Raw genomic sequence first — 15720 nt, 5'->3', positions numbered from 1 at the left:
TTTTGGCACTGTGTCCAAAGTCACGGCAGCACCTAGGGTCGGCGTTTGTCTTACCCAGGGGAGCCTTTGCGCATGCGCCGTTTTGTCCGTCCGTTCGTTCTCACTGCCCTCGCAGCTTGCTGCGGCGTGGCCCTCGCGGCGCCTGTCGCCGACGACCAGCCCCACGGCCGCCTGCCGGGCTGGGCCCAGCCGGAGTCCTACCAGCTCGACTTCAAGGTGGACCCGCGCCAGCAGGACTTCTCGGGCACCACCGTGATCAAGGTGAAGCTGACCCAGGCGTCCGATCACCTGTGGCTGCACGGCCGTGAGCTGAAGGTCAGCAAGGTCACCGTGACCGATGCGGCGGGCAAGGCGCACGCGGCGAAGTACGTGGAAGTGGCGCCGAAGGAAGGCGTGGTGCGCATCGATTTCGGCGGCACGCTCAAGCCGCAGGAGCTGACGCTGGCGTTCAATTACACCGCGCCGCTCAACCAGCAGCTGCAGGGCCTGTACAAGGTCAGCCACGAAGGCCAGCCGTACGCGATGACGCAGATGGAGCCGATCAGCGCGCGCTTCGCTTTCCCCGGCTTCGACGAGCCCGGCTTCAAGACGCCGTTTGATGTCCGCCTGACCATCCCCAACGATGAAGCGGGCGTGGCCAACACCAAGCAGGTGAAGGAAGAGAAGGCCGGCGACGGCTGGAAGCGGCTGACCTTCTCCACCACCAAGCCGCTGCCGACGTATCTGGTCGCCTTCGGCGTGGGTCCGTGGGACGTGGTGAAGGGTCCGGACATTTCCTCCACCCCGTACCGCGCCGATGCGCTGGAACTGCGCGGCGTGGCCGCCAAGGGCGAAGGCCATCGCTTGCAGCATGTGCTGGGCGAAACGCCGAGCATCATCCACACGCTCGAGGACTACTACGGCTTCGGCTATCCGTGGGACAAGCTCGACCTGCTGGCCGCGCCGGATTTCTCCGCGGGTGCGATGGAAAACGCGGGCCTGGTCACCTTCCGCGACTGGCTGCTGCTGATCGATCCGGATTCCCCGGCCAACTACGTGCGCGGTTCGTTCAACGTCACCGCGCATGAGCTGGCCCACCAGTGGACGGGCGACACCGTTACGCTCGCTTGGTGGGACGACCTGTGGCTCAACGAAGCCTTCGCCACCTGGATGCAGCAGAAGGTGACGCAGAAGGTGCATCCGGAATACCGCGCCGATCTCGACCGCGTGCGCGGCGCGCAGGGTGCGATGAACGGCGACAGCCTGGTCACCACGCGCAAGATCCGCCAGCCGATCACCGGCAATGGCGACATCGAAACCGCCTTCGACAGCATCACCTACCAGAAGGGTGCGGCGGTGCTGGGCATGTTCGAAGGCTACGTCGGCGAGGCGACGTTCCAGCAGGGCATGCGCGCCTATATCCAGGAGCACAAGTTCGGCAACGCCACGGCCGACGATCTCATCAACGCCATCGCCAAGGCGGCCGACAAGGGCGACAACTTCAAACAGGCGTTCAAGAGCTTCCTTAACCAGCCGGGCGTGCCTTACGTGCAGACCCAGCTGACCCAGGAAGGCGGCAAGACCGTGCTCAAGCTCAGCCAGAGCCGCTACTTGCCGACCGGCAGCAAGGGCGACGACAAGCAGGTGTGGGGCGTGCCGATGTGCGTGCGCTATGGCACCGCCAGCGGCAGCAAGGTGAGCTGCGAACTGCTCGACCAGGCCACCGGCTCGATGGTGCTCGAGGGCGCCAGCAAGGGCACGTGGGTGCTGCCTAATGCCAACGGCAGCGGCTACTACCGCTTCGCGATGGCCAAGGGCGACCTGAGCAACCTCGGCAAGCAGATCGGCAAGCTCGACGACGCCGAACAGCTGGCTTATGCCGATGCGGTCTACGCCAGCTTCAAGCACGGTGATATCGACGCGGGCGACGTGCTCGCCGCGCTGAAGCCGCTGACCGCCTCCAAGACCCGCGAAGTGGCCACCGCACCGCTGACCACCTTCAACTGGATCTACCGCAACCTGGCGCAGACGGATGCCGAGCGCGCCAAACTCGCCGCCTGGGCCAAGGCCGCCTATCTGCCGCGCATGCAGCAGCTGGGCTACCAGCGCAAGGCCAACGAGGCGGACAGCGACTCCCTGCTGCGCAGCACGCTGGCCGACGAGCTCGCGCTGACGGTGAAGCTGCCGGAAGTGCGCGCGGAACTGCTCAAGCAGGGTGATGCCGCGCTCAAGCGCAAGGCCGACGGACGTCTGGACTTTGCGGCCGCCGATGCGGATCTGCTGGGTACCTCTCTGGGCGTGGCCGTGCAGGAACGCGGCAAGCCGGCCGTGGACGCACTGATCGCCGAAGTACCGCAGACCAGCGATCCGGCCCTGCGCAACGCCATGCTCGATGGTCTGGCGGAAGCGAACGATCCGGCGCTGACCTTGGAGGTGCGCAACTTTGCCCTCGACAAGAAAGTGAAGGTCGGCGAGATGTCGATGCTGCTGCACGGCAGCCGTGACACCCGCACCGAGCGCGATGCGTCGTGGCAGTGGACCACCACCAACTACGACAGGATCGTGGACCGTACCGGCAGCTTCTCCGGCGGTCGACTGCCCGACCTCGTCGGTGGCGGCGGCTGCTCGCAGGACGAAGCCGATCGTCTGCAGGCGTTCTTCAAGGATCGCGCCAAGGACGTGAGCGGCGCCGAGCGTGGCCTGGCCCAGGCCAGCGAATCCACCTTGCTGTGCCACGCCCTGGTGCAGAAGCAGGACGCCGCCGCGATCCTGCGCTGAGGTTTAGGGGCAAGTGAGTGTTACCCAGCCGGGCGGCCGCAAGCCGCCCGGTTTTTTTTCGCACGGCCTCGAACCCTTTTCTCCGGTTGGCCCGTTAGACCTGACGAGGGTGCTTTCCGCCACCTTCTGCCGGCACCTACACTGAGCCGGCCCACCCGGGTAGTCAGGGAGAGAGACATGCGTCGTCCGTGGGAATGGCTGTGCCCGCTCGTGTTGTTTATCGCGCCAGCCATGGCGCAGGACGTACCTCCACCGTTGAAGGACTGGCAGGACTGGGTGTTGCATGAGGTGCCGGAGCACGCCTGTCCGGTGCTCACGACCACCAACGGCACTACGGCAGACCGACAGTGTGCATGGCCCGGGCGACTCACGCTGGATGCCGGCAAGACCGGCGCCCGTTTCAGTCTGGACGTCCATGTGGATGGGCGCAGTTGGGTGGCGTTGCCCGGTGACGAGCGCAACTGGCCGCAGCAGGTGAGTGTCAACGGCAAGCCGATGGTTGTGCTGGACCACGACGAAAAGCCGGCCTTGCTGCTTGAGCCGGGTGACTATGCGCTGCACGGCACACTGCCCTGGGATAACCGACCAGCGCGCCTGGAAGTGCCTGTTTCCATCGGTCTCGTCACGCTGACCCTGGACGGCACTGCCGTGACGCGCGTCGAACGCAACGGCGCGCAATTGACGCTGGGCGAGGCCGCTGAAGCCCAGCGCCTGGCCGATGCCTTGTCCATGCGCGTGTTCCGGCGACTGCAAGATGGCATGCCGGCCGATCTGCAGACCGAGCTGCAACTCAATGTCACCGGCAGTTCGCGCGAACAACTGCTCGGACCGGTCCTGCCCAAAGGCTTTATCGCCACGTTTATCGAAGGCGGCTTGCCGGCACGACTGGAAAGTGACGGACGCCTTCGCGTGCAGCTGCGTCCCGGCCAGTGGGCAATCACCTTGGGCGCACGCAGTACCGAAGTGCCAAAACAGATCAGTCTGAACCTGCCAGGCGCCCCTTGGCCCGCCCAGGAAATCTGGAGTTACGAGGACCACCTCTCGTTTCGCACCACGCGCGTCGAAGGACAGCCTACCGACGCAGGCCAGGCCGATGTGCCTGGCCTGTGGGTGGATCTGCCGGCATTCGCCCTCGATGCGAACCACGGCCTCAGCATCGAACAAGGCACGCGCGGTGGTGAAGGCGGGCAGGGCGATCAGCTCACGCTACACCGCCAGCTGTGGCTTGATTTCGATGGCAAAGGCTTTGCCGCCGCCGATCGCCTGACCGGCACATTGCGCCGCAGCCAGCGGCTGGATGTGGCTGCGCCCTGGCAATTGCAAAACGCATCGCAACCGGAACGCCCCTTGCTGGTGACCGATGGCGGCAACGGCCGCAGCGGCGTCGAACTTCGCGACGCGCGGCTCAACCTCACGGCAGGCCTGCGGTTGCCCGAGCGCGGTAGCGCGCCTGCGGGCGGCTGGTTGCTGCCGTTGGAGAACATCGAGACCACCTTGCACCTGCCCTATGGCTATCGCCTGATCGGTGCATCGGGTGCCGATCACTCGCCCGATTCCTGGGTGGCGCAGTGGAGCCTGCTCGACCTGTTCGTGGTGGCGCTTATTGCGCTACTCGCCGGGCGCTTGCTGGGTTGGCCGTGGGCAATTGTTGCGCTCGGCTTTCTCGCCCTCGCACAACACGAGGCAGGTGCGCCTCGCTGGACGCTGGCGCTGGCGTTTGCGTTGGCGTTGCTGATGCGTGCGTTGCCCGAAGGCCGGTTGAAATGGGCGCCGCGGGTCGGTGCGATGGCGCTGCTGGTGACCGCCGTGCTGTGGACGCTGCCCTTTGCGGCCACGCAAATGGAATATGCGCTGCACCCACAGCTGGAAGAAGGGCGCATTCAAAGCGGCGTCGAGCCGGATGCAAGTCGTAGCCTCCATGCACGGGTCGACATGGTGGAACAGGCGCAGTACAACGCTCCACCCGCACCACCGCCGCCGCCACCGGGAGCGCCAGTTTCGGAAGAAGCCGCACCGGCGATGATGGCGCCTGCCGCACCGCTCGCGGGCATCGTTGGCGGCCAGCCACCGCCAATGATCCTGCAGAAGGTAAAACCTCAGCGTTCCTTGGAGTCAGTCACCGTCACCGGCTCGCTGATCAATGTGGGGCAGGAGTCGGACGCCCGCAGCATCATCCAGGCCGGCCGCGGCACGCCCGATTGGGATGTCGGCAACGACTATCGCCTCGCTTGGTCGGGTCCGGTCACGGTCGATCAAACCACGCGACTGGTCATTGCCCCCGCATGGCTGGTTCGCCTGTTGCGCGCAGCGATGCTGGCTCTGCTGATCATGCTGCTGGCCAGACTTGCCTCGCGCCTGTGGCCAACGCTGCAGGGACAGTGGCGCGGTCTGCGCATCCGCGGTGGCGCGACGGCCTTGCTGGTGCTTGCCTTGGTGCCGCACGGTGTCCACGCGCAAGCCACGCCGAACGACGGCATGCTCGTGCAGTTGCGCAACCGCCTCACCGAAGCGCCCAAGTGCGCGCCTGATTGCGTGGCCGTGGCGCAGGCCACGTTCCAGGCGAATGGCGATCAGCTCGTCGTGGACATGGAGATGCACGCCGGTGCCGACGTCGCTGTGCCGTTGCCGTTGGGTGGCCCGGTGTTGATGTTGCAGTCGGTGGCTGTCGACAATCGAGATGCTGCGTTGACGCGCGACGACGATGGCGTACTGGTCAGGCTGGAGCGTGGCGTGCATCACGTGGCGTTGCGTTACAGCGCATCGTCGGCCGACGTCGCGACGCTGCATTTCCCGCTGCGCCCGCAGCACATCGTGTTCAACGGCAGCGGCTGGAAACCCGATGGCGTAGCCGACGGCCGGCTGCTCGGCGATAGCCTCACGTTCAATCGCGTGCGTGTGATGGAAGACGGCAGCACACCCACCGCCATGACGCAGGCATTCCCGCCGTATGTGCGGCTCACACGCACGCTGGTGCTGGGCAGCGAGTGGACCGTACGCAATACGGTGCAACGCATCGCCCCCAACGAGGGCGGTTTCAGCCTGGACCTGCCGCTGCTGCCCGGCGAGCATCCGCTGGGTGACGACGCACGTGTGCACGATGGCCGCTTGGGCGTCACCTTCAATGCCAGCGAGAACAGCAAGAGCTGGACGAGCCGTCTGGATCGCGCCGACCTGCTCGCCTTGACCGCCCCCGGACTGGGCGAACGCGCGGAAACGTGGGTGCTGCAGTCCTCGCCCATGTGGCATCTGGATGCCACGGGCGTGCCGTCCAGCCAGGATGATGAGGGCCTGCGCTTCCAGCCTCTGCCGGGTGAAAGCCTGCGTGTGGCGGTAACGCAACCCAAGGCCATCGCCGGCGACAGCCTGGCCTTCGACCGGGTGGACGTGGAAAGCCGCGCAGGCGACCGCACGACGGAAACCCTGCTCACGCTCACGGCGCGCAGCACGCGCGGTGGCGAGCACGCCATCGGCTTGCCGAAGGGGGCTGAACTACTGGAGGCCAGGCGTGATGCCATCGCCTTGAGTCTGGCGATACGCGACGACAAGCTCAGCCTGCCGCTGCTGCCGGGCACGCATGTCTACACGTTGCGCCTGCGTGAGCCGCAAGGTGTGGCGTTTGGCACGCGCACGCCGCTGTTCGAGTTGAACGCACCGGCTGCGAATATCCAGCTGCGCCACACGCTCCCCGAAAGCCGCTGGGTGCTGTGGACCTGGGGGCCGCGCATGGGTCCGGCCGTGCTGTACTGGTCGCAGCTCATCGTGCTGCTGCTGGCCGCATGGCTGCTGGCCCGTTACGCGCCCACGCCGCTGCGCTTTCACCAGTGGCTGCTGTTGGGGCTGGGTTTTTCGGCATTCGCGTGGGGTGCGTACGCGGTAGTGGTCGCATGGTTGATCCTCTTGGGACTGCGTGCGCGCCACGTCCTTCCAGAGCGCTATCGTGCCAGCTTCAACCTCGCGCAGATCGCGCTGAGCGTCGTTACGCTGGTGGCCATCGTCGTGCTGATCTCCGCCGTGCCCAAGGGCCTGCTCGGTCTGCCCGACATGCATGTGAACGGCAACGAATCCACCGCATGGCAACTCAACTGGTTTGCCGATCAGACCGACAACGTTCTGCCGCAGGGCGGCGTACTGAGCGTGTCGCTGTGGGTCTATAAGATCGCCATGCTGTTGTGGGCGCTGTGGCTGGCCAATGGCTTGATTGGTTGGCTGCGCTGGGGGTTTGAAGCATGGAGCCATGGAGGCTACTGGCGGGCGCGCAAGCCCAAGCTTGTCGAACCACCGCCGGTGCCGGAAGCAACGCCGTAAAGCAGAAGCGCCCCGGTGCAGGCCGGGGCGCTTCGTTTTCGTGCAGGTGGCTGTCGGGCACAGGGTGCCCTCCCACAGGGTGCCTCGCGACCTTGTAGGAGCGCACCCTGTGCGCGACCCACGCAAGCTCAGTCGTCGTCACTCACCTTCAACACCAGCTTGCCCGTATGGCTGCCATCGAACAGCCGATTGAGCACCAGCGGCGCGTTTTCCAGCCCATCGGCCACGGTTTCGCCGGCCTTGATCTTGCCGCTGACCACCCAGCCGACCAGATCGCGCACCGCGCGCGCCTGATCTTTGTAATCGAAGGCAAGGAAGCCGCGCACCGTCAGTCGCTTCACGATGATCACACTGTAATCGTCTTGCCCACGTCCACCGCCGGCGTAGTTGGCGATCAGTCCGCACAACGCCACGCGGCCGCCGTTGACCATGCGCGACAACACGGCGCGCATCACCGGGCCACCGACGTTCTCGAAGTTGACGTGCACGCCGTCGGGCGTGGCGGCTGCGAGCTTCTGCTTGAAATCGTCGGCTTTGTAGTCGACCGCGGCATCGAAGCCGAGTTCCTCAACGAGGTGTCGACATTTCTCCGCGCCACCGGCAATGCCGACCACGCGTGCGCCACGCAGCTTGCCGATCTGTCCGGCGATGGAACCCACCGAACCGGCCGCGGCGGAAACCACCAACGTTTCGCCAGCCTGCACGGGCGCGATCTCATCCAGGCCGTAGTACGCGGTGATGCCGCTGAAACCGCAGGCGCCGAGCAGGGTAGGTAGTGCGACGGGCGGCTTGGGCGGCAACTTCACCCAGTAGCCCATCTTGTTTTCATCGAGCAGGGCATAGTCCTGCCAGCCCACCAGGCCTTGCACCAGATCGCCCACTGCATAGTTGGCGGACTTCGACGCCACCACGCGGCCGATGCCCAGGCCGCGCATCACCTCGCCAATGGCGACCGGCGGCATGTACTGCGGGACGTCGCTCATCCACACGCGGTTGGTGGGATCCATGGACAGATACAACACCTTCACCAAGGCCTGACCATCCGTCAGTTCGGCGGTGGTGGTTTCGTGCAGGTCGAAATGATCGAGACTGACCAGGCCTTCGGGACGGGTCTTCAACAGCAGCTGGCGATTCTTGAAGCTCATGGTGGTCTCCAGGTCAGACGGCGCGGGCGCCGCCATCGACCATCAGTTCGGCGGCGGTGACAAAGCGGCTTTCGTCCGAGGCTAGATAAAGCACCGCATAGGCAACGTCATCGGGATCGCCCAGGCGATTCATCGGGTTGACGCGTGCCAGCCGGCGCGTGGCATCTGCCTCGCCCATGCTGGCGAAGATCGCCTCGACGATACCGGTGCGTATGAAGGCCGGGTGGATGGAATTGCAGCGCACGTCGATCTTCTGATGCGCGCAATCCACCGCAACAGATTTGGTGAGCGCAGCCACGGCGGCTTTCGACGTGTTGTACGCCGTAAAGCTTGGATCGGTCTTGTAAGCGGCCAGCGATGAAATATTGATGATCGAGCCCGGCTGCGCACCGCGCAGATGCGCCATCGCATGCTTGCAGCCGAGCATGACGCCTTCCAGGTTGATGCCCATCACGCGGCGCCATTCCTTCAGCTCGATCTGCTCCACGCCGCCCAGTGAACCGACGCCGGCATTGTTGACCAGCACCGATACGCCGCCCATGGCTTGCGCCGCCTGCGCCAGCGTGTCTTTCCAGGCAGCCTCGTCGCTGACATCGTGTGCACTGGACCAGGCGACGGTGTCGCCCGCCTCGCGATTGATGTCATCGGCGAGTGCCGCGACGGCAGCGGCGTTCACGTCGGTGACGAAGACCTTGGCGCCATGCCGCGCCAGCATGCGCGCGATCGCGGTGCCAAGGCCGCCGGCGGCTCCCGTGACGAAGGCGCGCTTGCCCGCGACGCGTCGATTTTGTAGCTGGCTCATAGATTTTCCTTGGGTCAGACGCAGAGGTAGCCGCCATCGACATTCAGCACAGAACCCGTCGTATAGGACGCGGCATCGGACGCGAGATACAAAGCCGCCCCCGCCATCTCCGACGGCTGCGCCACTCGCCGCATCGGCACGTGGGCCAGCGCCTGCTTGAGGATGGCTGGCGTATTCACCAGCACCGAAGCGAACTTCGTATCGGTGAGGCCGGGCAGCAAGGCATTGCAACGCACGCCTTGCTCCGCGCATTCCACCGCGAAGGCCTTGGTCATGGAAATGACCGCCGCCTTGGTGATCGAGTAGACGCCCTGCTGGAAGCCCGGCACCACGCCATTCACCGAGGCCACGTTGACGATGGAGCCGCCGCCGTTCTTGGCCATCAGGCGCGCGCCATGCGTGGACATGTAGAAATAGCCGCGGATATTCACATCGACGGTTTTCTGGAACACCGAGGGATCGGTGTCGAGGATGTGGCCGAAGTACGGATTGGTCGCGGCGTTGTTGACCAGGATGTGCAGGCGGCCGTGCGTTTTCTCTACGTGCGCATAGAGCGCATCGATCTGTTCCATCTCGCCGATATGGCAGGCAGCCGCTTCTGCCTTGCCGCCCAGTCCAACAATCTCATCAACCACGGTCTGGCAGTCGGCCTGTTTGCGGCTGGAGACGATGACGTGCGCGCCATGGGCGGCGAGCAGTTTGGCGATCTCGGCGCCGATGCCGCGGCTCGCGCCGGTGACGATGGCGATCTTGCCGGTGAGGTCGAACGTGTTGGCGGTGGTCATGGAGTGAGGGTTCCTGAGAGAGGTCCAGTCCGGGTATTGCGATGTTGGTTGTCGCTGATTGAGCGAATGACGCATGGAGGCGACTGTTTCATCGCAGCGTCACCAGTGATGCGTCACGCGTGCGTTCCAGATGCGGCCAGGTGTTGTATGTCGCCAGCTGAGCGCCGCGCGAGCCTAGTCGAAGCCTTGTCACCCCCGTGTTGACGAGCGACCAGCTGAGATCGAAGGCCTTGGTCTCCGGGGCCTGCAGCAGGGCGCTGGTTATCACGGCGATGGGACCGCCCGAGGTGAACGCCCAGATCGTGTTGGCTGGCGATTGGATGAGCTGTTCGAGCGCGTCCAGCACGCCGCGGCGGAAGCCCTGCCAGCTGCGGCTGTAGTCGGCATCGTGCTCTCCGCCGGTCCAGCGCTGGAGCGCATCGACGAACAGGCGTTGAAAAGCGCGATACGGGTCGGCTTCCTGCTTCATCGCAGCGCGCAGCGCGCCGGCTCCGGTCAGTTCGGGACGCAGGCGTGCGAGCAATTCCAGGTGGTCCACTTCATCGAGGCCGGGCAGGGTGATCGGTGACACATCGACGCCCGCGGTACGCAGACAGGGCAGCGCCGTGTCGCGATGACGCGCGCGCGGACCCATCGCCACGAGATCCGGCATCGCGCCGCATTCGGCCATCCATTCGCCCAGCAGCACCGACTGTCGTTCGCCCAACGGTGACAGCTGGTCGTAGTCCTCCGCATGGAAGCTCGCTTGTCCGTGCCGGATCAACAGCAGCTCACGCATGCGTCAGTCCTTCGCCGCCATGATGCGGCGGCAGCGCATGCCCATATAGCGCGCCGCGTCGCCAAAGCCGGCGAACTGCGGGTTGGTGGTCTGCCCCAGCGCATAGCGCCGGTAGATCTGCTGGATGATCACCATCAGCCGGAACAGGCCGAAAACCTCGTAAAAACGCCAGTCCGACACATCCATGCCCGTGCGTTCGCCGTAGTAGGCGACCACTTCGCGGCGCGTGAGCATGCCGGCCTCGTGGGTGGGCTGGCGGCGGAACGATTGGAACACCGCGTCGTCATCGGCCTGCACCCAATAGGCGAGCGAGCTGCCCAGATCCATCAACGGATCGCCGATCGTGGCCAGTTCCCAATCCAGCACGCCGATGATGTCGAGTGGGTTGTCGCTGGCGAGCACCACATTGTCGAAGCGGAAGTCGTTGTGGATCACGCAGCTCGCGTTGTCTCGCGCGGGTTGTCGGGCATCGAGCCAGGCGATGACGTCCTCGCAGGGATCGGAGCCTTCGATGGCCGCCTGGCGCCAGCGTTCGCTCCAACCGGCCAACTGGCGTGCGATATAGCCCTCGCCCTTGCCGAGCTCCTTGAGGCCGGGCTGGGTGGCATCGACTTGATGCAGTTCGATCAGCCGATCGATGAAGCCCAGGCACAGTGCGCGCACGCCGTCGCGATCGAGCCCAAGTTCGGCGGAGAGGTCGCGGCGAAGTATCGTTCCGCTCAGCTGCTCCATCACGTAGAAGTCCTGACCGATCACGCTGTCGTCGTCGCAGCGCGCGAGGATTGCCGGCACATAGGCGTAGCTGGCTTTCAGCGCGCCCATCACGCGCGCCTCGCGCAGCATGTCGTGCGCGGATTTGGCCTTTGCGCCGCGCGGCGGGCGTCGCAGCACGAGTTCGCGGTCGGAGTAGCTCAGCAGATACGTGAGATTGGAAGCGCCGCCCGGAAATTGCCTGACGCTGGGACTGCCAACCAAGCCATCGATATGTTGCTTGAGAAACGCATCGACGCGATCGATATCAAAGGCGTCTTCCTCGCGCACGGCGCGCGCCTGATCCGGAGTGGCGGTCATGCGTGGTGTCCTGCGGCGAGTTGGGCCTTGGCTTCGATCTTTGCGACCACCGCGCGATGCACTTCATCCGGACCGTCGGCGAGTCGCAGCACGCGTGCATAGGCGTAAAGCTGGGCGAGCGGGAAATCGTCGGTGAGGCCGGCGCTGCCATGAATCTGGATCGCGGCATCGGCAGCCTGTTGTGCCACCGCCGGCACCACTACCTTGATCTGCGAGATCAGGCTCAGCGCGGCCTTGCTGCCTTGAGTGTCCAGCACCCATGCGGTCTTCAGCGTGAGCAGCCGAGCCTGTTCAATGGCCATGCGCAGGTTGGCGACGATGTCAGCGTTGCCGCCGAGCCTGATCAGTGGCTGCCCAAAGGCCACACGGGTCTGCGCGCGTTGGCATAGCAGCGCCAGCGCACGTTCCGCGGCACCGAGCGCACGCATGCAGTGATGCACGCGGCCGGGCCCGAGGCGTCCCTGTGCAATCTCGAAACCACGGCCAGGCCCGAGTATCACGTTGGTCAATGGCAGACGCACATTGGCGAAGTGCAGCTCGCCGTGGCCGCTGGGCTCGTGGTAGTCGTGGAAGACCGGCAGCATGCGTTCGATGTGCACGCCCGGCGCATCCAGCGGGCAGATCACCATGCTGTGGCGGCGATGCGGTTCGGCCTGCGCATCGCTCAGGCCCATGAAGATCACGAAGCGGCAATGCGGATGGCCGAGGCCAGTGGTCCACCATTTGCGGCCGTTCAAGACGATCTCGTCGCCTTCGACGGTGGCTGTGGCGCACATGTTGGTGGCGTCCGAGGACGCTACATCAGGTTCGGTCATCGCAAAGCCGGAGCGGATCTCGCCGCGCAGCAGCGGCTCCAGCCATTGTTCGCGCTGAGAGGCAGAGCCGTAACGATGCAGCACTTCCATATTGCCCGTGTCGGGCGCGTTGCAATTGAACACTTCGGGCGCGATGAAGGAGTGGCCCATGATTTCGGCGAGCGGCGCGTAGTCCAGATTGCCCAGGCCCGGGCCGTCTTCGAGGTCGGGCAGAAACAGGTTCCACAAGCCGGCGGCGCGTGCGCGCGACTTGAGCTGTTCCATCACCGGGGGCTGGCGCCACTGACGATAGTCGGCGCTACCGGTGAGTTGCGCCATGTAGACGGGCTCGGCGGGAAGCACTGCATCGCGCATGAAGCCTTGCAGGCGTTCGGTGAGTTCGCGGGTGCGTTCGGTAGGGGCGAAATCCATGGCTGTGCTCCTCAACTCCCAGGGAGCGTACGCCTCAGACAGCCAATTATTGAAATGAATATACTTTATGGGTAGCCATTAACCATATGAATGGGTTCGAGCATGGAACGTGACAGCCGGATCGACCTCAATCTGTTCCGCGTGCTTGACGCGATCTACACGCAAGGCGGCGTGAGCGCAGCAGCGAGGGTGCTGCACCTGACCCAGCCGGCGGTGACCCACGCCTTGCGTCGCCTGCGCGATCAGCTGGATGACCCGCTGTTCGTGCGGCAGGGCAATCGCCTGCTGCCCACCGACAAGGTGCGCGCGATGATGCCGGCCGTGCAGGGGCACCTCAAAGGCCTGATGGCCAGCGCGCACGCGCAGCCCAGCTTCGACCCAGCACGGCTGCAGATGGAGTTCGTGATCGGTTTTCGCGACATCCTCGAATCGATCGCCTTGCCCAGACTGATGGACAGCATCGGTCGAGACGCGCCCGGTGTGCGCGTGGTGAGCCGGCGGGTGGCCGCCGATGAGGTGGAGCGCGAGTTGAGCACCGGCGCACTGGATCTGGCGGTGGATCGGCCCTTGCGTGCCGGCGAGCATATTTCCCACCGGCGCCTGCTGGATGAGACGCTGGTGGTGGTGATGCGCCGCGACCATCCACGGTCGCGCTCGCTGCGCCGCGCGGACTATCTCGCTGCGCAGCACGTGACCGTCTCTCCACTGGGCGAGGCTAGTGCGCTCGATACCCTGCTGGGCCAGAACGGGATGTTCCGCGAAGTGCGGATGGTGGCGCAGCACTACTTTTCGGCATGCCAGATCACCGCGGCCAGCGACCTCTTGCTCACTGTGCCCAAGGCGTACGCCGATCACCTCGCCGTGCTCCTGCCCATCGCCATGCAGCCGTTGCCGGTGCGCATCAAGGCCATACCGATCCTCGCCTACTGGCACGATTCCAAGGACAACGACCAGGCACATCGATGGTTTCGTGAACGCCTCGTCAAGTCGATCACCGCCGCCATGCAGGCGTCGCCGTAATGACTTGCGAGCGACACCGTAGCGGCGCACGATGCGTGTAGCAGCGCCGCGCGACCCGCGCCGAACGCGCTGATATGACCTGAAGGACGTGCCTGGTCGCTTGCTGCCGGGCCGCCCCCATGACGAGGTGTGTTGCATGTCCGAGCAGTCGCCAGCACCCGAGGTCGTCTACGACCCGACCGATCCGATGAACCGCAAGGAGCAGATGTTTCCGCGTCTGGATCCGGCCATGGTCCGGCGCATCGCAGCCTATGGTCACGAGGAAAACGTTGCTGCCGGCACCATGCTGTTTCAGCGAGGTGAGCGCGGCGTGGATTTCTTCCTGGTGCTGGACGGCCTGGTCGAGATCCTCGATGTGGACCAGCACGGTCAGTCGAGCGTGTTCACCATGTATGCGGCGCGCCAGTTCAGCGGCGAAATGAACATGTTCAATCGCCGCGCCGTGGTGGCCTCGGCCCGCGTGGCGATGGACAGCCGCGTGCTGCGCGTACACGCCGACGATTTTCGTCGCATGGTGGCCGCCGAAGCGGACATCAGCGAGATCATCATGCGTGCCTTCATCTTGCGGCGCGTGGGCCTGATCCGGGCCGGTTTCGGCGGGGTGATCCTGGTGGGGCCGGGGCATAGCGGGGATACCTTGCGGCTTGAACGCTTCCTGGTGCGCAACGGCTATCCGCATCGCCTGATCGATACGGAGACCGATCCCGACGCGGGCGGTTTCATCGAATGCTTCCAGCTCACGCTCGACCAGTTGCCCGTGGTGATCTGCCCGGAGCGTTGCTTCCTGCAGAACCCGACCACCGCCGAACTGGCCGACGAACTAGGGCTTACCGAAACCATCGATCCCGATTTCGTCTATGACGTCGCCGTAGCCGGCGCGGGTCCCGCGGGTTTAGCCGCCGCCGTGTACGCCGCGTCGGAAGGTCTTTCCACCATCGTGGTGGAAGGCGTGGCGCCGGGCGGTCAGGCCGGTACCTCGTCAAAGATCGAGAACTATCTGGGCTTTCCCACCGGTATTTCGGGACAGGCGTTGGCTGGTCGCGCGCAGGCGCAGGCGCAGAAGTTCGGTGCCCGCCTGGCGATCTCGCGGCAGGCCGCAGGCATCGATTGTTCGGTGAAGCCGTATCGCCTGTTGCTCGACGACGGCCAGAGCGTGCAGGCACGCGCCGTGATCGTGGCTACCGGCGCGCGCTATCGCAAACTCGATGTGCCGGGCTATGAGCATTTCGAGGGTGCAGGCATCCATTACGCCTGCACCGCGATGGAGGGGCAATTGTGCAAGAACGAGGAAGTCATCGTCGTCGGTGGCGGCAACTCCGCAGGGCAGGCCGCGGTATTCCTGTCGCGCATCGCATCGCACGTGCACGTGCTGGTGCGCTCGTCGGGTCTGGCCGCCACGATGTCCGACTATCTCGTGCAGCGCATCCTGCAGTCTTCATCGATCACCTTGCATACGCATTGCGAAATCGTAGGGCTCGAAGGGGACGGTCGTCTTCATCGCGTGACCTGGCTGCAACGCGAGAGCGGCGAGCCCACCACGCGACCCTGCAGCAATGTGTTTGTGATGATCGGCGCCGAACCCAATACCGACTGGCTCAAGGATTGCCTCGCGCTCGACAACAAGGGATTCGTGCTTACCGGTCGTTGCGACCAGGGTCATATCCTTGAATCGCCGTACGCGACGACCAAGGCCGGCATTTTCGCCGTCGGCGATGTGCGCTCGGGGTCGGTGAAGCGGGTGGCGTCTGGCGTGGGCGAAGGCTCGGTGGTGATCCAGGCGGTGCATCGCTATCTCTCGCCCACGGCGGTCTGAGGCGGTATAGGCTCTACA

At 65.0% G+C, this 15720-nt stretch carries 10 protein-coding genes; 4 read left to right on the top strand and 6 right to left on the bottom strand.

The window, feature by feature from the left end:
• Nucleotides 1–72: 72 nt before the first annotated feature.
• Nucleotides 73–2757: a M1 family metallopeptidase gene (locus AC1DMY_RS13775; RefSeq protein WP_477165498.1), complete on the top strand. Its 2685-nt coding sequence runs from the start codon at nucleotides 73–75 to the stop codon at nucleotides 2755–2757.
• 177 nt (nucleotides 2758–2934) lie between these two features.
• Entirely contained in the window at nucleotides 2935–7062 is a 4128-nt protein-coding gene (locus AC1DMY_RS13770) for a hypothetical protein (protein WP_477165497.1), read from the top strand.
• Between the two features lie 128 nt (nucleotides 7063–7190).
• Here AC1DMY_RS13770 and AC1DMY_RS13765 read toward each other — a convergent pair whose 3' ends face one another.
• From AC1DMY_RS13765 to AC1DMY_RS13740, 6 genes are all read right to left on the bottom strand, one after another.
• Complete coding sequence (locus AC1DMY_RS13765; protein WP_477165496.1) at nucleotides 7191–8207, bottom strand: NADP-dependent oxidoreductase; 1017 nt, start codon at nucleotides 8205–8207, stop codon at nucleotides 7191–7193.
• A 13-nt stretch (nucleotides 8208–8220) separates the two neighbouring features.
• Nucleotides 8221–9009 (bottom strand): SDR family oxidoreductase, encoded by a 789-nt coding sequence (locus AC1DMY_RS13760; protein ID WP_477165495.1) that lies wholly within the window; start codon nucleotides 9007–9009, stop codon nucleotides 8221–8223.
• A 14-nt stretch (nucleotides 9010–9023) separates the two neighbouring features.
• Nucleotides 9024–9794 carry an SDR family oxidoreductase gene (locus AC1DMY_RS13755; RefSeq protein WP_477165494.1) on the bottom strand — a complete coding sequence of 257 codons (771 nt, stop codon included), beginning with the start codon at nucleotides 9792–9794 and terminating at the stop codon, nucleotides 9024–9026.
• 88 nt (nucleotides 9795–9882) lie between these two features.
• Complete coding sequence (locus AC1DMY_RS13750; protein ID WP_477165493.1) at nucleotides 9883–10572, bottom strand: histidine phosphatase family protein; 690 nt, start codon at nucleotides 10570–10572, stop codon at nucleotides 9883–9885.
• 3 nt (nucleotides 10573–10575) lie between these two features.
• Complete coding sequence (locus AC1DMY_RS13745) at nucleotides 10576–11643, bottom strand: phosphotransferase family protein (RefSeq protein ID WP_477165492.1); 1068 nt, start codon at nucleotides 11641–11643, stop codon at nucleotides 10576–10578.
• On the bottom strand, nucleotides 11640–12869 hold the full coding sequence (locus AC1DMY_RS13740; RefSeq protein ID WP_477165491.1) for an acyl-CoA dehydrogenase family protein: 1230 nt from the start codon (nucleotides 12867–12869) through the stop codon (nucleotides 11640–11642). The genes AC1DMY_RS13745 and AC1DMY_RS13740 overlap by 4 nt, the downstream gene beginning before the upstream one ends.
• Before the next feature lie 102 nt (nucleotides 12870–12971).
• On the opposite strand from AC1DMY_RS13740, the gene AC1DMY_RS13735 reads away from it, so the two are divergent.
• Entirely contained in the window at nucleotides 12972–13889 is a 918-nt protein-coding gene (locus AC1DMY_RS13735) for a LysR family transcriptional regulator (protein WP_477165490.1), read from the top strand.
• 136 nt (nucleotides 13890–14025) lie between these two features.
• Nucleotides 14026–15702: an FAD-dependent oxidoreductase gene (locus tag AC1DMY_RS13730; protein WP_477165489.1), complete on the top strand. Its 1677-nt coding sequence runs from the start codon at nucleotides 14026–14028 to the stop codon at nucleotides 15700–15702.
• Nucleotides 15703–15720: the final 18 nt, after the last annotated feature.

The sequence above is a fragment of the Dyella sp. 01L423 genome (assembly GCF_056399945.1).
Note: the sequence above shows the minus strand (reverse complement) of the source record. Positions and strands in the feature narration are given on the sequence as shown.